Annotated in this window: 14 protein-coding genes; 11 read left to right on the top strand and 3 right to left on the bottom strand. The window is 43.3% G+C overall.

Annotation, left to right across the window (positions count from 1 at the left end; genetic code table 11):
* Nucleotides 1–25: 25 nt before the first annotated feature.
* A complete protein-coding gene (gene ychF / locus FRX45_RS16385) occupies nt 26–1,129 on the bottom strand; it encodes a redox-regulated ATPase YchF (RefSeq protein WP_152269535.1) in 1,104 nt (367 codons plus the stop codon).
* A gap of 265 nt (nt 1,130–1,394) precedes the next feature.
* Here ychF and FRX45_RS16380 point away from each other — a divergent pair, with 265 nt between their 5' ends.
* Nucleotides 1,395–2,633 (top strand): nucleoside recognition domain-containing protein, encoded by a 1,239-nt coding sequence (locus tag FRX45_RS16380; protein ID WP_152269534.1) that lies wholly within the window; start codon nt 1,395–1,397, stop codon nt 2,631–2,633.
* A 209-nt stretch (nt 2,634–2,842) separates the two neighbouring features.
* Here FRX45_RS16380 and FRX45_RS16375 read toward each other — a convergent pair whose 3' ends face one another.
* Together FRX45_RS16375 and FRX45_RS16370 are read right to left on the bottom strand one after the other, a co-directional pair.
* On the bottom strand, nt 2,843–3,733 hold the full coding sequence (locus tag FRX45_RS16375; RefSeq protein ID WP_152269533.1) for a sugar phosphate isomerase/epimerase family protein: 891 nt from the start codon (nt 3,731–3,733) through the stop codon (nt 2,843–2,845).
* 5 nt (nt 3,734–3,738) lie between these two features.
* Nucleotides 3,739–5,043, bottom strand: coding sequence for a Gfo/Idh/MocA family protein (locus tag FRX45_RS16370; protein ID WP_152269532.1), 1,305 nt, complete (start codon nt 5,041–5,043; stop codon nt 3,739–3,741).
* Between the two features lie 284 nt (nt 5,044–5,327).
* Here FRX45_RS16370 and FRX45_RS16365 point away from each other — a divergent pair, with 284 nt between their 5' ends.
* From FRX45_RS16365 to FRX45_RS16320, 10 genes are all read left to right on the top strand, one after another.
* A complete protein-coding gene (locus FRX45_RS16365) occupies nt 5,328–6,755 on the top strand; it encodes an alpha-L-fucosidase (RefSeq protein ID WP_152269531.1) in 1,428 nt (475 codons plus the stop codon).
* Nucleotides 6,756–7,079: 324 nt separating this feature from the next.
* Nucleotides 7,080–9,986, top strand: a complete 2,907-nt coding sequence (uvrA, locus tag FRX45_RS16360; protein WP_152269530.1) for an excinuclease ABC subunit UvrA — start codon at nt 7,080–7,082, stop codon at nt 9,984–9,986.
* 39 nt (nt 9,987–10,025) lie between these two features.
* Nucleotides 10,026–10,547 carry a 5' nucleotidase, NT5C type gene (locus tag FRX45_RS16355; protein ID WP_152269529.1) on the top strand — a complete coding sequence of 174 codons (522 nt, stop codon included), beginning with the start codon at nt 10,026–10,028 and terminating at the stop codon, nt 10,545–10,547.
* Between the two features lie 72 nt (nt 10,548–10,619).
* Nucleotides 10,620–11,108: a hypothetical protein gene (locus FRX45_RS16350; RefSeq protein ID WP_152269528.1), complete on the top strand. Its 489-nt coding sequence runs from the start codon at nt 10,620–10,622 to the stop codon at nt 11,106–11,108.
* Between the two features lie 204 nt (nt 11,109–11,312).
* Nucleotides 11,313–11,873: an RNA polymerase sigma factor gene (locus FRX45_RS16345; RefSeq protein WP_193311740.1), complete on the top strand. Its 561-nt coding sequence runs from the start codon at nt 11,313–11,315 to the stop codon at nt 11,871–11,873.
* 95 nt (nt 11,874–11,968) lie between these two features.
* Nucleotides 11,969–13,021 (top strand): FecR family protein, encoded by a 1,053-nt coding sequence (locus FRX45_RS16340; protein WP_152269526.1) that lies wholly within the window; start codon nt 11,969–11,971, stop codon nt 13,019–13,021.
* A gap of 227 nt (nt 13,022–13,248) precedes the next feature.
* Nucleotides 13,249–16,842, top strand: coding sequence for a TonB-dependent receptor (locus FRX45_RS16335; protein WP_226805418.1), 3,594 nt, complete (start codon nt 13,249–13,251; stop codon nt 16,840–16,842).
* A 19-nt stretch (nt 16,843–16,861) separates the two neighbouring features.
* Nucleotides 16,862–18,631, top strand: coding sequence for a RagB/SusD family nutrient uptake outer membrane protein (locus tag FRX45_RS16330; RefSeq protein WP_152269525.1), 1,770 nt, complete (start codon nt 16,862–16,864; stop codon nt 18,629–18,631).
* A 278-nt stretch (nt 18,632–18,909) separates the two neighbouring features.
* Entirely contained in the window at nt 18,910–19,749 is an 840-nt protein-coding gene (locus tag FRX45_RS16325) for an endonuclease/exonuclease/phosphatase family protein (protein WP_152269524.1), read from the top strand.
* 147 nt (nt 19,750–19,896) lie between these two features.
* On the top strand, nt 19,897–20,076 hold the full coding sequence (locus FRX45_RS16320; protein ID WP_152269523.1) for a hypothetical protein: 180 nt from the start codon (nt 19,897–19,899) through the stop codon (nt 20,074–20,076).
* Nucleotides 20,077–20,079: the final 3 nt, after the last annotated feature.

Genomic DNA, 20,079 nt, shown 5'->3' with positions numbered 1-20,079 from the left:
CTACTTACTGTTTACCACTTTCTCATCATACATTAAACCTGAAGTGCATGATATCCCCGTCTTCTACTACATAATCTTTTCCCTGGACGGCTAATTTGCCGGCATCGCGGCAGGCCGCCTCCGATTTGTACTGGATAAAGTCATTGTATTTGATCACTTCAGCACGGATAAAGCCTTTTTCGAAATCGGTATGTATTACACCGGCAGCCTGCGGCGCCAGCATGCCCCTGGTAATGGTCCACGCTCTTACTTCCTGTACGCCTGCTGTAAAATAAGTAATAAGGTGCAGTAAATGATAGGTAGAGCGGATGAGCCTTGTAACCCCACTTTCATGCAGTCCAAGATCTTCCAGGAACATCTGCCTGTCGTCATAACTTTCCATTACTGCTATTTCGCTTTCAATGGCAGCACTAACATACAATATTTCGGCATTTTCATCTTTTACCATATCCTGCACAGCCGCCGTATGTTTATTTCCTGTTATTACACTTTTCTCATCTACATTACAAACGTAAATAACGGGCTTAAGTGTGAGCAGAAAAGTATCGGCAATAAATTTTTCCTTATCTTCTTTACTTACGTTAAATGATCTTGCGTTTTTACCCTGTTCCAGGTGTTGTTTTAATTGCTGCAAAATTTCCAGTCCTCTTACCTGTTCCTTATCTCCGCTGGTGCGGGAAATTTTTTCAGTACGGCTTATTTTTTTCTCTACACTATCAAGGTCCTTTAACTGCAGTTCGGTATCAATAATCTCCTTATCTCTTACAGGGTTTACATTGCCGTCCACATGTATCACATTATCATCATCGAAGCAGCGCAGCACATGAATGATGGCATCTGTATTACGGATATTGCCCAGGAACTGGTTACCCAATCCTTCTCCTTTGCTGGCGCCTTTTACCAGCCCGGCTATATCTACAATTTCAACAGTAGTGGGCACTACCCGCTGTGGTTTTACCAATTTTTCGAGTTCTATCAGTCTTTCATCGGGAACCGTAATTACACCCACATTGGGTTCAATGGTGCAAAAAGGAAAATTGGCAGCCTGAGCTTTGGCGCTGCTTAATGCGTTGAACAAAGTTGACTTTCCCACATTGGGCAACCCTACGATACCTGCTTGTAATGCCATGTTTGATTTTTAATTGCAAGGCCGCTTGTTTGGCTTCAGCCTTTTTTAAAGGCGGCAAAGGTAGCATTCCGGAGGGAAATTTCAAATCCGAAGCTGAAAGCTCTAAATCGGATGAAAAGAACCAAATGACAAATAACAAGAACCAAAGAAATTTCAATACAAAGCCTAATGCAATTTCACTTTCCTCCATGTAACCTGTAACCTGTACCCTGCAGCCACGTTATATCATTTTTTGCTATTTACATTTTACCATTTATCTTCAACTATGGCGTTGAGTTACATATGGATGGCCTTTTTTCTGCTGGCTTTTGTCATTGCCTTCATCAAGTGGGCCTTTTTAGGAGACATGGAAATCCTTAAGTTGCTGGTTGATGGAATATTCAAATCGGCCAATGATGGTTTTGATATTTCCCTGAAATTGGTGGGTATTATGTCGCTGTTCCTGGGCTTTATGAAGATTGGTGAAAAGGCAGGAGCTATAAATTTTCTTTCCCGGCTGGTGGCTCCTTTTTTCTCAAAGCTGTTTCCGGAAGTACCCAAAAACCATCCGGCCACGGGGCATATGATGATGAACTTTTCGGCCAACCTGCTCGGATTGGATAATGCCGCCACACCTTTCGGAATTAAGGCGATGGAAAGTTTGCAGGAACTTAATCCCAATAAAGAGACAGCCAGCAATTCGCAGCTCATGTTTTTAATTTTGCATGCCAGCGGGCTAACATTAATACCGGTAAGTGTAATGGCCATGCGTGCTTCCGTAAAAGTGCCTGCCGCCAATCCAACCGATATATTTGTTCCCTGTATGATCGTAACGTTTGCGGCAACGATGGCGGCATTGCTGATCGTGTCTTTCCGGCAGAAGATCCGTTTGTTTCAGCCGGTGATATTGGCCTGGATAGGAGGGATATCTGCTTTAATAGCAGCGCTTGTATGGTATCTTACCACGCTTAGTCAAAGCAGTCTTGAACTATTTTCTTCTACCTTAAGCAGTGGAATTATTTTACTGATCTTCCTTGCTTTTTTATTGGGTGGGTGGAGAAAGAAAATAAATATGTTTGATGCTTTTGTGGAGGGCGCTAAAGGAGGATTTGAAATTGCTGTCCGCATTATTCCCTATCTTATTGCCATGCTGGTAGCTATAAGCGTACTGCGCAACTCAGGTGTATTTGGCTATATTACAGAAGGGTTTCGTCATTTGTTTACGCTCCTGGGTATGAATACTGATTTCGTGGAGGCGCTGCCTACGGCATTCATGAAGCCGTTGAGTGGTGCCGGTGCCAGGGGTATGATGGTGGATGCGATGAATACCCATGGCGCCGATTCGTTTATTGGAAGGCTCTCCAGCATATTTCAGGGCACCAGCGATACCACTTTTTATGTGGTGGCGGTTTATTTCGGAGCGGTTGCTATCAAAAATACAAGGTACGCTATTCCTGTAATGTTACTGGCCGATCTTGCCGGGGTTATTACCGCCATCGCTGTGGGATATTTGTTCTTTCATTAAAGAGCGATCAGCTATCAGCAGTCAGGCACCAGGTGAGTAACTACTAACCATAGGAGGAATACTCCTGCTTTGTACTGCTGATAGCTGACGGCCGATAGCTTCTACCGGATTTTGGATTTGAGATTTATTTGTTTCTTGTAATTTGTCTTTTGGTGCTTTTTGAAAAGAGGTCTGACCCTCCTGCCTCGGGTGCCGACCGGATTTTAATCTCAACCAAATATCTTATTCATCCGGTCAATGATCACTTTAAGCCTTTCCCTGTCCCCGCCCGGCACTTCTGCGGAAGCCCAGCCATTGTAACCAATTTTTTCAAGGGATTCTATGATTACGGGCCAGTTGTTGTCGCCTTCCATCAGCTCCACATCAAAACCTTTCCACAGCCCCTCATCATTTTGTTTTTTGCGGCTGTATTCTTTCACATCTAATTTCATAATGCGTTTATCTAACGTTTCAATCCAGTGTTCGGGCCAGCCATAGCGCAATATATTGCCAATATCAAAATACCAGCCCAGCAAAGGATGGTTGATCTCATCTACATAACGTGCCGCTTCAATGGGACTGATCAGGAAATTATTCCATACATTTTCAATGGCTATTTTAATACCGGTTTTTTCGGCATGCGGCAATAATTTCTTTATTTCTTCCTGGGTGCGTTTATAAGCATCGGCATAACTGATCTTTTCATTTACAACACCGGCTACAAGCAACACGGTTGTGCCGCCATACATTTTGCAATCATTCAGGGATTCAATAACCGAATCAGAACATTGTTTCCGGATTGCAGGATCCGGATGCGACAAGGGTAATTTCCAATGCTGGGAATTTACAACCCCCGGAATTTCCAATCCTGTTTTTTGTTTTGCTTCTAATATTTCGCGATGGTCAAATTTGTGTGGTGAGCTCAATTCCACACCATCATAACCCAGTTCTTTCAGCAGCCTAAATTTGTCCATTATGGTGTTGCCTTCTTTCACCATTTCAATCTTAAGGCTTTTTTTAATTTTAGGCTTCAGGGCTTTGGGTTCTGCTATGGAAGGAACGCCAATCGTTGTTGCAGCCGCAAACAATGCGGTGTTTTTGATAAAATTTCTTCTTTGCATAAACATTATTTGAATGGGGTGATGCCTGGCATAGCTACTTCAGCTACAGGAATTGCCAGGTCGAAGCTATACGTATCTGCAGGTGGCCCTAACTGTTCGGTTGAATTCAATGCGTCCTCCCATGTAATTTTTTTACCGGTATAGGCGGCCATTCTGCCCATAATAGCAAGCATGGAACTATGGGCAAGGGATTCTCCCTGGCTGATGGTATTGCCTTTTCGTATGGCGGCGAATAATTCATTGTGCTCCGTTTGGTACATATCATTTTGTTGGCCATTGTATGTCCACACTTTTTTTCCTGTTTTTATTTCATGCAGGTTACGTGAAACATCTGCAACGGCCCGGCCTTTACTACCCCAGGCTTCTGCAGCGTAACCGCCCTGGCATCCTGCCTGCTGGCGGCTGAAATGATATCCTCTTGCATCACCGGGATATTCGTATGTAATGGCAAAATGATCGAAGATATGCCCGTATTGCGGAGCCGTTCTCACCTGGCGTCCACCGGTGCCTATGGCATTTAAAGGCAATTTGTCGCCAAAAGCCCAACTCATCATATCTACGCTATGTACCGCCTGTTCTACAATATGATCACCCGAAAGCCAGTTGAAAAAGGGCCAATTCCTTAACTGCCATTCAGCCGATTGAAGCTGTGGATTTTCGGGTTTCCAGCTTCTGTAGGTGGCGCCTGTATTATATGTATTGTACACGGCCGATACTTCCCCGATGGCGCCATCAACAATTTTTCCGAAAGTGGCTCTTTTAGGTTCATGAAAACGCCAGCAAAATCCTGAAACAATACTCACGTTTTTTTCTTTTGCTTTTTTGGCGGCTGCCAGTATCCTTCTTATACCAGGTGCATCAACAGCAGCCGGTTTCTCACAAAAAATATGTTTACCAGCTTCTACAGCGGCTTCAAGATGCAAAGGACGGAACCCCGGAGGCGTAGCCAATATCACTACATCTACACCCGATGCCAGTACTTTTTTGTAGGCGTCAAATCCTATGTACTGGTGTTCAGGACTAACATTTGCTTTATCGGCATGTATTTCTTTGAGATTGTTAAGTGATTTTTCCAACTGGTCACTAAATATATCTCCCATAGCGTGCAGCACTACATTGGGATCGGCAGTTAAAGCCTGGCTGGCTGCTCCGCTACCGCGTCCGCCACAGCCGATTAACCCTACTTTAAGCGTATCCGCATTCATCTTTTTATAAGCAGGCGTTGCATTGATAATATTGAATGGCAAAGCGCCTGCGGTAACTGCCATACCCGAAAGTTTAAGGAATGTTCTTCTTTTCTGACTGCTCATGGGTTATGATAATTTTTAATGAAAACGCAATATAAAATATTATTCCTGAAAATGCGTCCTGCAAAGAAGGGAAAAACACATAGACACAGTAGAAATACAGGAACACAATAGAAAGAATAAGAAAAACTATGTGTACCTATGTGCCTATGATCCTATGTGTTAAGAGAAAAAGTAAACCCAACTCTATGTAAATCTATCTATATGTTGGAATTTGCGGTCTTGTCCTTTTTAATTTTATCTTTGACCGCTACCGATTTCCCTCCATTTTAAACAACATATACGAGATGAGATATTTTTTATTTACTGTTGTATTATTTGCCGGTTATATTTCGGCAACCGCCCAGCACAAAAAATATGTTCAGCCAACCGATACCGCTGTGCTGAATAGCATTGCCCGCTGGCAGGATATGAAATTCGGCTTGTTTATGCACTGGGGAACCTACAGCCAGTGGGGCATTGTGGAGAGCTGGAGCATTTGTCCGGAAGATGAAGGATGGACACAACGGAGAGGACCATACGCTGAAAATTATTTTGAATATGTGAAAGCATATGAAAACCTGCAAACCACTTTTAATCCTGTAAAATTCAATCCGCAAAAATGGGTGAACGCTGCCAAAGATGCAGGTATGAAATACATGATCTTCACCACCAAGCACCACGATGGTTTTAGTATGTTCGATACCAAAGAAACCGATTATAAGATTACAGACAGTAAAACGCCCTTTTCAAAAAACCCGAAAAGCAATGTAACCAAAGAAATTTTTAATGCATTCAGGAAACAGGGTTTTGCCATCGGCGCTTATTTCTCCAAGCCCGACTGGCACAGCAAAGATTACTGGTGGCCTTATTTTCCGCCCAAAGACAGAAATGTAAATTATGAACCCACCAAATATCCTAAGCGATGGGAATCTTTTAAAAACTTTACCTATAACCAGATCAAAGAACTGATGAGCGAATATGGTAAAGTGGATATCCTTTGGTTAGATGGCGGTTGGGTGAGACCACTGTCTACAGTGGATACCACAGTAGAATGGCAGCGGGGAATAAAAACCAACCAGGATATAGATATGAAACGGATCGCTGAAATGGCAAGAAGCTATCAGCCCGGTTTATTAATTGTAGACAGAACCGTAACAGGTCCTTATGAAAATTACACTACGCCCGAGCAGGAAGTACCACATCAATTATTGCCCTATCCATGGGAGAGCTGTATAACCATGGGCAACTCCTGGAGCTATGTGCCCAACGATGAATATAAGTCTGCGCACAAAATCATCCACATGCTTATACAGATCGTATCGCGTGGTGGGAACCTATTGTTAAATATTGGTCCCGGCCCGGATGGCGACTGGGATCCGGTAGCCTATGCACGATTAAAGGAAATTGGCGAATGGATGAAAATAAATGGCGAAGCGATACATGGCTCCAAACCATTAGCGCCATATGAATCGGGCAATATACATTTTACCCAGGCTGATGATGAAAAAACGCAATACGCTTTTTACTTATCAGATAAAGATGATGTTGCACTTCCGGCACAAGTGACTTTGCAAAAATTTGAAGCCCCCGCCAAAGCTAAGATCAGTTTACTGGGCAGTGGCGCAAAGCTCAAATGGAAAGTAGAAAACGGCAATACGATCATTGAAATTCCTTCGCTGGTTAGAAATAAGTGGAGTGGTAAGCATGCAGTGGTGTTCAAGATGATGAGATGAGAGAATTTAAGATTTAAGATTTGAAATTTGAGAATGTGGAAGTACGATAAATGTGCAGACTTGCCAGCTCCTTCCGGATACCATACTCCGTCCGACGGGTGTCATCCGTGCGTGCGGAAGAATCATTCCGGCGGGGCTTATCTTGGCGAACGGAAAGCTGGTGTGGAAATGTAAATAACGTAAGGATAAGGTCAAGGATATATTCTAAAGCTGATGTGGTAGAATAAAATGTTCGGAACTGTTCTGCTGTACCGTGCCTCCGCTGTGGAGAAGAAAAGAAGGTGAGGGGATTTGCTACTTTTTTTAGTATCTTCGCTATCTTTTATGGCAAAAGCAAAGCAAAAAGCAGTACCTGCTATTGATACTGCGGCATCAGAGCATGAATATATAGAGGTATTTGGCGCAAGGGTGCATAACCTCAAAAATATAGATATCAGCATTCCTAAAAATCAACTGGTGGTTATTACAGGCATCAGTGGAAGCGGCAAATCATCGCTGGCATTTGATACCATTTATGCCGAGGGGCAACGCCGGTATATGGAAACCTTTGGCGCTTATGCCAGGCAGTTTATCGGCGATATGGAAAGACCCGATGTAGATAAGATCACGGGATTGTCGCCTGTTATTTCTATTGAGCAAAAAACCACCAATAAAAATCCCCGCTCCACCGTAGGTACAGTAACAGAAGTATACGATTTCCTGCGATTGCTGTATGCAAGGGTAGGAGAAGCCTATTCTTACAATACCGGTAAAAGAATGGTAAAATGGAGTGAGGAGGAGATCGTGGAAAACATTTTTAAGCGTTTCAAAGGACAAAAAATTTCTATCCTGGCTCCATTGGTACGGGGACGCAAAGGACATTATCGTGAACTGTTTGAAGAAATACGCAAAAAAGGATTTCTAAAAGTAAGAGTGGATGGTGAAATAAAGGATCTGGCTCCTAAAATGCAGGTTGACCGTTATAAAATTCATGATATAGAAGTGGTGATTGACCGGTTGAAAGCAGATGATGAATTTAAAGTACGCATCAGCCAGAGTGTACAGCAGGCATTGCGTTTGGGAAAAGACCTGCTGTTTGTAAGTCCCGTTAATGATGCAGGCTCAAAAACATCAGCGCCGGAAGCTTCCTATTCTAAAATGCTCATGTGCGAAGACACGGGCATTTCTTATGAAGAACCATCCCCCAATAGTTTTTCTTTTAATTCTCCATACGGAGCATGCCCGGTATGTAAAGGATTGGGTTCGGTATACCAGGTAAATATGAATGAAGTAATACCTGATCATAACCGTAGTATTAATGAAGGCGCTATTGCTCCTTTGGGCGAAGAAAGAGAAGCCTTTGTTTTTAAGCAGGTGCAGCAACTCGCTAAAAAAAATAAATTCAGTCTTGATAAGCCGGTAAAAGATCTGCCGGAAAAAGCAATGAACCTGCTGCTATACGGAGACGAAGCCGGCCCCGTGGAAATGAATCTTAATTTTGATGATACCAGTGGTAACGGACAGGTATATGCGACAACATTTGAAGGCATTGTTAACCAGTTAAAAAGATGGTTTACCGGCAGCGCAAGTGAAAGCATACAGCAATGGGCAGAAAAATTCATGGAATTGAAAAGCTGTGATGCCTGTAATGGAGCCCGCCTTAAAAAAGAAAGTCTTTGGTTTAAAGTAGATGACAAAAACATTGCGGAATTATGTGAATTCAACCTGGATGCTTTGGTGCAATGGTTTGAAGGAATTGAAGAAAGGTTGTCTAATAAACAAAATGCCATTGCCAAAGACGTGGTAAAGGAAATAAGGGAAAGGCTGGGTTTCCTATTGGATGTAGGTCTCACTTATCTTACGCTCAGCCGTCCTTCACGCACGCTGAGCGGGGGCGAATCGCAAAGGATAAGGCTGGCTACACAGATTGGGTCGCAGTTGCAGGGCATAACTTATATATTAGATGAGCCTTCTATTGGATTGCACCAGCGCGACAATCACCGGCTGATTGTGGCTTTAAAAAACCTGCGCGATATTGGCAACAGCGTGCTGGTGGTGGAGCATGATAAAGACATTATGCTGGCAGCAGATTACCTGGTAGATATAGGCCCCCGGGCAGGTTTTCACGGCGGAAAAATAGTTGCGCAGGGCATACCTTCAGCATTACTAAAGTTAGATACATTAACCTCTTCCTATCTTAACGGTCACCGGTATATTAAAATTCCGGAGGAACGCAGGCGGGGCAATGGAAAAACACTCGAGTTAAAAGGCGCGAATGGCAATAACCTGCAAAACGTGAATGTAAAGCTTCCGCTGGCGAAATTTATTGTGGTAACAGGGGTGAGCGGCAGTGGGAAATCAACGCTTATCAATGAAACTTTATATCCGATTCTGAGTAAGCATGCCTATGGTTCAAGAATGCAACCACTCCAGTATGCATCTGTAAAAGGACTGGAGCATATTGATAAGGTAATTGAAATTGACCAGTCGCCTATAGGCAGAACGCCGCGAAGCAATCCGGCTACCTACTGCGGGTTCTTTACAGAGGTCCGCCAGTTATTTGCTTCGGTGCCGGAAGCCAAAATACGGGGTTACAATCCGGGGCGTTTTTCTTTTAATGTAAAAAGCGGCAGGTGCGATGTGTGCGAAGGCGGCGGTATGCGGGTAATTGAAATGAATTTTTTACCGGATGTGTATGTGCCCTGTGAAAAATGCCAGGGTAAACGGTACAACAGGGAAACCCTGGAAATACGCTATAAAGGCAAATCCATCAGTGATGTGCTGGATATGACGGTAGATGAAGCGGTTGAATTTTTTCAGAACGTGCCTTACCTGTACCGTAAAATAAAAGTGTTGCAGGAGGTGGGGCTGGGGTATATAACTTTAGGACAAAATGCGGTTACGCTCAGTGGCGGTGAGGCGCAAAGGGTTAAGCTTTCAACCGAACTCGCAAAAAGAGATACCGGCAAAACCTTTTACATTTTAGATGAACCCACCACAGGATTGCATTTTGAAGATATCCGGCATCTGCTTGTTGTATTGAATAAACTGGTTGACAGGGGCAACACCGTGCTGGTTATTGAACACAATCTCGATGTAATTAAGGTTGCTGATCACATTATTGATCTTGGTCCAGAAGGCGGCAACGGGGGTGGGCGAATATTGTTTGAAGGAACGCCGGAAGCATTGATTGAATGCGGCGAAAGCTATACCGGCATATTTTTGAAAGAGGAACTGAATGGTAAAAGTTGAATATAGGTAAACTAATTTGTATCTTATAGCAGCATAAATATGGAAAGAATAATTATTGACATGGATGAAGTGATGTGCGATACAATGGGTGCAATGATTACCTGGTATAAAAAGGAATATGGCCTGGAAGTGGATTATACTAAAATGAAAGGATCGTGGCAGACCGGTTTTCCTGAGCAGCACATAATGGTTATACGGGAAAGACTGTACAGCCGTGGATTTTTCAGAAACCTGCCTGTAATGGAGGGATGCGTGGAAGTGATAAAACAACTGAATGAGCGATACGAGGTATTTATTGTATCAGCAGCAATGGAATTCCCCAATTCTTTAAACGACAAATTAGACTGGCTGAATGAGCACCTGCCTTTTTTAACCTGGCGGCAAGTGGTATTTTGCGGGGATAAACGCATGATTGCAGGCGATTATATGATTGATGATCATACGCGTAACCTTGTTCATTTTAAGGGCAAGCCCTATTTATACAGCGCGGCGCACAATACCGGTGAAAAAGGATATGAAAGAGTTAATAGCTGGAAAGAGATTGCGGAGATATTTCTATAGTATTTTTGATTTTCTGATTTTTAGATTTACGGCATCAGCGATCAAATGATCTAACTTCAGTAATAGTGGTATATGGATATTACCGACATGCATAGTTTGCCCGAATGGGATGATCACCGCATGCTGCAACGCCGGTATGAAGGAGAGGAGTGGAAAATGGCTACCCAGCTTGAAGCGGCGAAAAATTTATACAACAAATGGAGAGATATTTTTTTGCTTGTTGAATCGTATTGTGAAACCCTGCAGGATTCAAAAGAATACGATCACGCCGAAAAAAATAAAGAGCTCATCTGGCAAAACCTGTTTATTGTAGCGCCTAAAATTATAGGTGCTGCAGGTATTGATGAGTATGTATCGAAAATGGAAAACGCTTCCATCATTCGCAATAACTGCCGCGAATTAATGGAGCAGGTTAATTTTACTGCAATGGTGGGCGCAGGCGAAGAAGAATATGCGGCAGCTATTGAACGGGAAATGGATATCTTCCGCGAGTTGTTTAAAACATGGGTGGCCACATTTAGAAAAGATGAATATGAAGATGAATGGGGTTTGTTTGTGTGACTTCAACCTGTTACATGTTTTCTTTTGCTAAATAATATTGTATTAACATTGGGCTGATATATTTGCAGACCAAACAGAAAAAATAAAATCTGGCAAAAGCAATGTATTGTTTGTTAATATTGTACAGGATTACAGCAATGTTTTTTTGCTTCACCCCAAAATTCCAACAGATTGCTGACTGCTTGTTTACATAATGAAAGAGAATTGCTCTTACGTATTGCCCATAACGATGCGGATGCTTTTACCTGCCTGTTCAATTATTATAAAAATAAAATTTACACGATAGCATATAAGCTCACGGAATCGCCTGCCATGGCCGAAGAAGCAGTGCAGGAAATATTCATGAAATTGTGGATAAAAAGAAAGGACCTTCCCGGCGTAGAACATTTTAGTGCCTGGTTTTACACTGTTGCCCGCAATCACATGTTTACATTATTTAAGCGCAAGGCTGTAAGTGCCTGCCGCGGGATCAGTGAGATTGACCCGGCTTATTTTTTTACCAATGATGCAGAAGAAAGAATATTATTAAAAGAAACGGAAACGATTATAAAAAAGGCATTGCATGCCCTGCCGCCTCAGCAAAATAAGGTATATCATCTCATTAAAGAAAAGGGGTATAAAAAAGAAGAGGTTGCGGCATTTTTAAACCTCTCCCCGGAAACCGTGAAAATACACCTTGCCAAAGCCATGAAAAATATCCGCGCTTATTGTCTTGCTCATATGGATAGTCCCGCAATGGCATTGATTGCTTTTTATTTTTTGTAATAAAATTGCGGCGACACTAACCCTTTTTTGCAATAAAAGAGTCTCTTAAAGAAATGCAGTCTGTTTAACCCATATTTTAATTTTTAAAAAATTATATGCCCAGTTCCAGGTTAGCGTATTTATTTCATAAGTATATAAATAAGGAATATACGCCAATGGACAAAGAGGAACTGATGCGGTTGGTAAAGCAGGAAGATAATGATGAAGCAGTAAAATCATTAATCAACAGTATGATAGCTGAAACCCATGGAGAAATGGAACTGCCTGTAGATTCCGGTGAAACTATTTTGCAGTCCATTTTGGGAAAGGAAGACAATCCCGGCATGTATATACCTGTGGCGAGTAAAAGATACAGGCTGCGGCGGATAAGCATTGCTGCCGCTTCAGTAATAGTATGTATGCTGGCGGCTTACCTGGTTAATTACAAATTTGATGGGAAAGATGAATTGGCTAAACAAGTTGAAAATACGCAGACAATTGAGGTGAATACGGGAACGGCGCAAAGAAAAACCATTCAGTTGCCCGATGGTACGCAGGTTTGGTTAAGCCCTTCTACATTGCTTGAATATCCTTCTGTTTTTGAAGGCGATACAAGGGAAGTAAAGCTTTCGGGAGAAGCTTTTTTTGAAGTGGCGCACGATGCCAGTCATCCATTTATTATAACGAGTGATAATATTCAGACAAAAGTGCTGGGCACTTCATTCAATATTCAGGCTTATCACAACCAGAAAAACATTGCGGTAATGGTGGTAACAGGTAAGGTAAAGATCAGCAACCTGGGTGCGTTGAAAAATAAAACGGATAACATAGAAATAGCTGCCAATCAAAAGGCTGTGTTTGATAAAAACACCGACAGGTTTATTAAAGAAGATGCGGATACTGTTGCTGCGCCCAATATGCTGAAACGAAAAAAAGGTGAGTTTGTATATAAAAATGAGAGGTTGCAGAAACTGATAGATGATCTGCAGGAGTACTTTGGAGCAGATATTCAGGTTGCCGAAGCGATAAAGGAATGTAAGGTTACGGCAAATTTTTATGTTACCGATGACCTTCAGGGTATATTAGAGCCCGTTGCTATCGCGGTAAATGGCAGCCTCCGGAAAAACAATAATGAGTTTCTTATTAATGGCAAAGGATGCCCTGAATAAAGCTGCTGAAATACACCACCGGCATCACCAATCAAATTATCATTTTTAATAAACCTGTAACATGCTTATGAAACAATTACATAGCCACCCTACTTAGTATAAATAAAACCCGGATACTGCAAATATCCGGGCATAAAATTATACGTATTACCAAAAATTGTAGTAGCCCGAAAGTTGTGGAAAGCCAACGGACACTACGCATCTCTAACATATAACTCAGTAAAAATATGCAAAAAAATTGTATAGGCAGGACTATACCTGTAATACTCAAGCTTATGCGCCTCTCTCTCCTTGCCATAACTTTTATATGCGGTTCCATTATGTCATTGTCGGCAAAAAATGCCAGGGGGCAGGAAATCCTCAACAAAAAAATTTCCATTTCACTCAAAAATGAAACCTTGTTTGACGCGTTGGAAAGGATTGGACGACAAAATGATATACAGTTCTTTTATGCCACTAACATTATTGATCCCGCCGACAGGGTTAATATCACGGCAAAAAAAACATCGCTGGGCGAATTTCTCTCCGAATTACTGCAGCCCTACATGCTGTATTATATTGTTTCAAACAATAAGATCGTGATCCGGAAGGATGTTTTAAAATTTCCCGTTCCCGGCGCACATAATGAAGACGGAACCTTGATTCCACCGATTCACGAAAATGCGCAGGCGCCCAATGCAGATGTAAGCGGGCGGGTTATGAGCAGCGCCGGTGAGTACCTGCCGGGAGTAACCGTGCAGGTGAAAGGCGGCGGAGCAGCTACCAAAACGGATATCAATGGTTTCTTCCGCCTTTCCGTACCGGAAAACAGTATCCTTGAATTTACATACGTGGGATACATTAAAGAAGAAATGTCTATAGCCGGGCGCAGCTCATTTGATGTTGTGCTGAAGCCTGTAGATGCCAAAATGGAAGAAGTAGTAGTGGTAGGATATGGCACCCAGAAAAAAATAAATTTAACGGGAGCTGTAGACCAGGTAACGCCTGAAACATTAAAAAACCGGCCTGTAAGCAATATTTCCCAGGCCTTAGTAGGGGCTGTGCCTAACCTGAATATCCGGATGCTGGATGGAAAACCAACACAATCACCTGATTTCAATATCAGGGGTACCACAAGCATTGGGCAGGGTGGTAGTGCTTTGATTTTGATTGATGGGGTAGAAGGAGATCCGCGGATGCTGAACCCCAATGATATTGAAAGCATTTCCGTATTGAAAGACGCTTCTTCGGCTTCCATTTACGGAGCCCGTGCGGCTTTTGGAGTGGTGCTTATTACCACCAAATCTGCGTCTAAGGGCAAAACTTCCATCAGCTATATAACCAATGTTTCGGTAAAATCGCCTACTGCTGTACCCGACAATATTACCGATTCTTATCCCTGGGCACAGGGATTCAGTGATGCATGGTCGAGGTGGAATGACAATGGCAATACACCCACAGCAGTAAATAAAACTTTACCATTCTCACAAGCCTATCTTGCCGAAATAAAGAGGCGCTGGGAAGATCCTTCCTTACCAAGGATTGAAGTAAATCCATCAACTGGTCAATACGAGTATTACTATAGTACGGATTGGTACAGGGAATTGTATAAAAAGCAGTTTTTTGCACAGGATCACAACCTTACCTTGTCTGGTGGTAACGATAAAACGACATTCTATGTAAGCGGCCGCTATAATGGCCAGGATGGGCTTTTCCGGTACAATTCGGATAAATATAGCATGTATAACCTGCGGGCCAAAGGAAGTGTTCGCCTTACAGAATGGCTGCAGGTAGAAAATAATACAGAGTATTCCAGGATGAATTACCACCAGCCTTTGAATGTGGGTGAAGGCAGCGGTATCTGGAGAAATATAGCCGATGAAGGACATCCCCTGGCGCCCTTATTGAACCCGGATGGAACATTATCCTTTCCGGCCGCTTACACAGTAGGTGATCAATACATTGGCAGGAACGGGATTGATAACGCGCAGCGTTTCCTGAAGAACAGGGCATCGGCCAAAGCTGAGTTTTTTGAAAAAAGCCTCACATTGCGCAGTGATTTCACTTTTCAGAGCACCGACCTGGGATCGCAACAAAACCGGGTTCAGGTACCGTACAGCCGCTATGAAGGAGTGATTGGATACACCGGCACCAATACCAATGATATACAGGAGCGCCGGGAGACTACCGAATATATTGCTACCAACGTGTATGCCAATTATATAAAATCTTTTAGCGATGCGCACAACTTCAATTTTTTGGTGGGCTATAACTATGAGCAGTCGCTGTATAAAAACCTGACGGCACGGCGTAATGGTATTGTTTATGAAGATGCAGATGACATTAGCCTGGCGTTGGGACAAAGTATTATAACAAGTGGCGGTTACCAGAAATGGGCTATTGCCGGCGGCTTTTTTCGCGTGAATTATGATTTTAAAGGACGTTACCTTGTCGAAATAAGTGGTCGTTATGATGGTTCCTCCAAATTCCCTTCCAACGAACAATGGGCGTTTTTCCCATCGGCGTCTGTTGGCTGGCGCATTTCACAGGAATCTTTCTGGAAGGTAAACCCAAAGGTATTGTCGAATGTAAAGCTTCGTGCTTCATACGGGTCGTTGGGTAACGGGAACATAAACCCGTATTCGTTTACCGAAAACTTTTCTATCTCCCAGTCAGGCCGCATCCTTAACGGGATTCGCCCGCAGCGAACCGGTCAGCCCAATGTTGTTCCTGCCGGTCTTACCTGGGAATCATCTACTACGGGCAATATCGGGTTGGATTTTTCAAGCCTGGATAACAGGTTGCAGTTTGTGGGCGACCTGTACCGGCGCTGGACAAGCGATATGTTTACCAATGGACCTACAGTTCCGGCTATTTATGGAACCTCCGTTCCAAAAGGCAACTACGCCGATTTGAAAACGACCGGGTGGGAAATATCCGTTAAATGGATGGATAATTTTATGCTGGCTGATAAGCAGTTTAATTATGATGCCCGCATTACCATGGCCGACTCCCGGTCTATCATTACAAAATACAACAACCCCGAAATGAATCTTACAGATTATTATGTAGGTCAGCGTGTAGGGGACATTTGGGGTTACCAGGTAGAAGGCTTATTTCGTTCCGAAGAAGAGATTGCTAAATCTCCTACACAGAAGAATATTCCCAATACCAATACCCGGAAAAACTATGTAGGGGATATCAAGTTTAAAAACTTAGATGGGGATGACCAGATTTACCAGGGGCTGAACCGGGTGGGTAATTCCGGCGATAAATCCATTATCGGCAATAAAGAACCGCGCTATACATATGGATTCAATCTCAATGGTGACTGGAACGGTATTTTCTTATCCGTTTTCTTCCAGGGTGTGCTGAAGCAGGATTACTATCCTTCTCCCGAAGCGCGTTTCTGGGGCCAGTACAACCGCCCTTATAATTCGTACCCGCGCTGGCAGCAGGATAACATGTTCAGGGAAGATCTCCAGAACTTTGATGCCTACCTGCCCAGGCTGGTAGGCTATATTGCGCAGGGAACCGGCAGGGCATTGAATATACCCAATGACCGCTTTCTGCAAAATGCTGCTTATATCCGTTTACGCAACCTGCAGGTAGGCTATACTTTGCCAAACAGCCTGGTATCGGGGATACATGCCACCGATATCAAAGTCTATTTTTCTGCAGAAAACCTGTGGACCTGGTCGCCTATGTACAAATGGACAAAGGATACAGATGTAACCAATATATATGGTTCAGACCGTGATTTGAGTGGCGGTACCAGCGGAGACGGCTATAACTATCCGATGCTAAAAGTGCTTTCTTTAGGGTTAACCGTAAATTTTTAATCTTATAGTATAAAATATTATGAAGAAATTATTTTATTATCTGTCAGTAGCATTCGGCTTTATGTCGTTTGCGGCCTGTGACCTGGAAGAGCTTCCTGTTGCGACCGCCAGTAACCAGGCGATCTTTGGATCAACAAGCGGTATGGAACTGTATACCAATTCTTTTTATGACATCCTGCCAAATACGGATGTAGGAGTGTTCCAGGGCGATGATGTGTCGGACCTGGTAGCCCGCAATGGCGTGGACGATTTTCTGGCCGCGGGAGCATTAAGCCCCGTAACGAGTTCCGGATGGAGCTGGAGCAGTCTGCGTAACATCAACTATTTTATTGAAAATGCCGAAAAAGGCACGGTACCAGGGAAAGAACACTATCTTGGGCTGGCCCGCTTTTTTCGTGCGTTGTTTTATTTTGATAAGGTTCAGCGTTTTGGCGATGTGCCATGGATTGACAAAACAATAGAAGTAAGTGATAGCGCTACACTGAAAGGCCCCCGTACCAGTCGTTTTGATGTGATGGATAAGGTGCTGGCCGACCTGGATTATGCCATCGAAAACATCACACTCACCGCGGATCCCTCCAGCACACGGATTACTCAAAACGTAGCCAGAGCATATAAAACGCGTATATGCCTTTACGAAGCATCATTACGGAAATACTATACCAGCTACAATATGCAGGGTACTGCCGGTACATGGTACCAGGAGGTGGTGAACGCTGCCAATGATATTACGGGGTTCACACTGCATAAAGCAGCTACGGACGAGCGTTCTTACCGGGAACTGTTTATAACGAAAAACCCTTATGCTGATGAAACCATCCTGGCTGTGACGCTGGACGCCAGTTTGCAGGTATTTAGCTCGGCAAACCGTCGCTTCATAAGCCCTACTTACGGAAGCCGGCCGAGCCTCACGCGTCATTTTGTAAACACCTACCTTAAGTTAGATGGTGTGCCTTTTACCGATGATCCCGGTTATAAAACAACAACTTTTGACGATGAAGTGAAAAACCGTGACCTGCGATTGAAACAAACCATCCGCCTGGGTGATTATCAGCGGACTGAAAATGCGGTTCCCGTTATCGCGCCTCCTAATTTTAACCAAACCGTTACCGGTTATCAGCCTATAAAATGGTGCTATGATGAGCGATTTCCTTATGATGATGAAAGCCGCAACGATAACGCGCATATCATTATGCGTTGGGCTGAAGTGTTATTGAACAAAGCCGAGGCGATGGCGGAACTGGGAACGATGACCGATGCTGACTGGACTGCTACAATCGGCGCATTGCGTAAACGTGCCGGGATTACAGGGCCAACGCTCACCACAATGCCTTCAACTGCAGATCCCTACCTGGTGGATTATTATAAAGGCAAATTTACCGACCCGGTTTTATTAGAAGTGATGCGGGAACGCGCCGTTGAACTGGTTTTTGAAGGGCTTCGGCCGGATGACTTAAAAAGATGGCATATCGGAGAACTGTTCCAGGACGCTCCTATGAATGGCATTTATGTGCCCGCTCTGGGTGAATACGATCTGAATGAGGACGGAATTAATGATGTTGTGTTTTACCAGGGTACGAAGCCTGCAGGCTCCAATCCCACCATTGCTTTTGTAGACGTAAGCCCCTCATCTGTAGCAGGCCGGATACAGCTTTCCAACGGCACATCAGGTGAGGTAATATGGAATCCCGGAGTAAGAGAATGGTTAGATAAAAAGTATTTGTATCCGATACCTGAAGCCGACCGGACCATGAATCCTGCATTGGGCCAGAATCCGGGGTGGGAATAGCAAACGGTTTAATTTGAGATTTGAGATTTGAAATGCGCCCGGTACGCAACGCAAGGAGCGTCAGACCGCATAGCGCCCCAAAGGTTATTCAAGTTTCATACAAATTGTTCGTGTATTGTGATTTTTCACAGAAGCAAACCAATGAGACAAATTGAACTTTTTCTCAACGAAGGCAAATACAGCCTCTGACAAAGCAATGCGACACATTATAATTAACTTAGCAATAGTAACCATCCCAAACAGGTGGTTACTTTTCTTAAAAAAAATAATAAATCAAGATGAAAAGAATCGTTTTAACCTTGCTTGTTTGCATTTGTATTCAATCCGCTATTGCTCAAAAAAATACTCCGGTAGTTATCGCCACCTATAATATTCGTTATAATAACTCCCACGACAGTTTAAATGCCTGGCCGAACAGGAAGGAAAATGTAAAAGCCCTGATCCGGTTTCACGAGTTTGATATTTTTGGGACACAGGAAGGATTGATAGATCAGATGAATGGTATTTCGGAAATGGAAGCATATGCACGTACGGGGCATGGGCGCGACGACGGTAAAGAAGCCGGCGAACATTCGGCTATTTTTTATAAAAAAGACAGGTTTAAATTACTTGATTCCGGCGATTTCTGGCTGAGCGAAACGCCTGATAAGCCCGGCAAAGGCTGGGATGCCAAATGCTGTAACCGTATTTGCTCCTGGGGCAAATTCCAGGATCTGCAAACCAAAAAAACATTTTATTTCTTCAGTGTTCATTTCGATCACCAGGGTGTTGTAGCACGCCAGGAATCGGGCAAGCTGATGGTTAAAAAAATACAGGAGATCGCAAAAAATGCACCGGCGATATGTGTGGGCGATTTTAACTCCACCCCGGAAACAGAGCAGATCCAGGCAATGCAAACCATACTAAACGATTCCTATAAAGTAACACAGGATCCTCCTTATGGACCCGTTGGAACGTTCAATTCTTTTAAGTTTACCGCGCCTATGAAGAATCGCATTGATTATATTTTTGTAAGCAAGGGTATAAAAGTATTGAAGTATGGCGTACTTACCGATGCCAAAGATCAGCGTTACCCTTCCGACCATCAGCCGGTAATGATTAAAGCGGTAATCAATTGATATTAGGAGGCTGTCTCAAAGGGCTGGTCTATGCGATATGCCAGTCAGAGCCTGAAATATAAACAGATAACCGGGGTTGTAGTGTATTGCTTACCGCTATATTTTTTCCTAAATTGCATTCAGCATTTGTGATTAAATCAGCAAGTAATGGCCGGGAAAAAAAACAAGGAACCTGTATCCGGATATGAAAAGGCCGGAGATGATCTTTTGAGAGAAGCCCTGAAGCGCTCTTATAAAGAGCGGTTTTTAATGGCTACACGTTTGTATAAAATACAGTTAACGATGCGAAAAGCGGCAATAACACATAAGCCGTATATGAGTAAATAAATT

Origin of the sequence: Agriterribacter humi, assembly GCF_009192765.1 — a bacterium.
GTDB lineage: Bacteria > Bacteroidota > Bacteroidia > Chitinophagales > Chitinophagaceae > Agriterribacter > Agriterribacter humi.
The sequence above is the reverse complement of the archived record's forward strand: the minus strand, read 5'-3'. Positions and strand labels throughout refer to the sequence as shown.

Bases quoted from the DNA above. Each gene is read 5' to 3' on its own strand.
- FRX45_RS16320 (WP_152269523.1), top strand. From the start codon at position 19,897: ATGGCCGGGAAAAAAAACAAGGAACCTGTATCCGGATATGAAAAGGCC.
- FRX45_RS16380 (WP_152269534.1), top strand. From the start codon at position 1,395: ATGGCGTTGAGTTACATATGGATGGCCTTTTTTCTGCTGGCTTTTGTC.
- uvrA (WP_152269530.1), top strand. From the start codon at position 7,080: ATGGCAAAAGCAAAGCAAAAAGCAGTACCTGCTATTGATACTGCGGCA.
- ychF (WP_152269535.1), bottom strand. From the start codon at position 1,129: ATGGCATTACAAGCAGGTATCGTAGGGTTGCCCAATGTGGGAAAGTCA.
- FRX45_RS16340 (WP_152269526.1), top strand. From the start codon at position 11,969: ATGCCCAGTTCCAGGTTAGCGTATTTATTTCATAAGTATATAAATAAG.
- FRX45_RS16370 (WP_152269532.1), bottom strand. From the start codon at position 5,043: ATGAGCAGTCAGAAAAGAAGAACATTCCTTAAACTTTCGGGTATGGCA.
- FRX45_RS16335 (WP_226805418.1), top strand. From the start codon at position 13,249: ATGCAAAAAAATTGTATAGGCAGGACTATACCTGTAATACTCAAGCTT.
- FRX45_RS16355 (WP_152269529.1), top strand. From the start codon at position 10,026: ATGGAAAGAATAATTATTGACATGGATGAAGTGATGTGCGATACAATG.
- FRX45_RS16375 (WP_152269533.1), bottom strand. From the start codon at position 3,733: ATGCAAAGAAGAAATTTTATCAAAAACACCGCATTGTTTGCGGCTGCA.
- FRX45_RS16365 (WP_152269531.1), top strand. From the start codon at position 5,328: ATGAGATATTTTTTATTTACTGTTGTATTATTTGCCGGTTATATTTCG.
- FRX45_RS16325 (WP_152269524.1), top strand. From the start codon at position 18,910: ATGAAAAGAATCGTTTTAACCTTGCTTGTTTGCATTTGTATTCAATCC.
- FRX45_RS16330 (WP_152269525.1), top strand. From the start codon at position 16,862: ATGAAGAAATTATTTTATTATCTGTCAGTAGCATTCGGCTTTATGTCG.
- FRX45_RS16350 (WP_152269528.1), top strand. From the start codon at position 10,620: ATGGATATTACCGACATGCATAGTTTGCCCGAATGGGATGATCACCGC.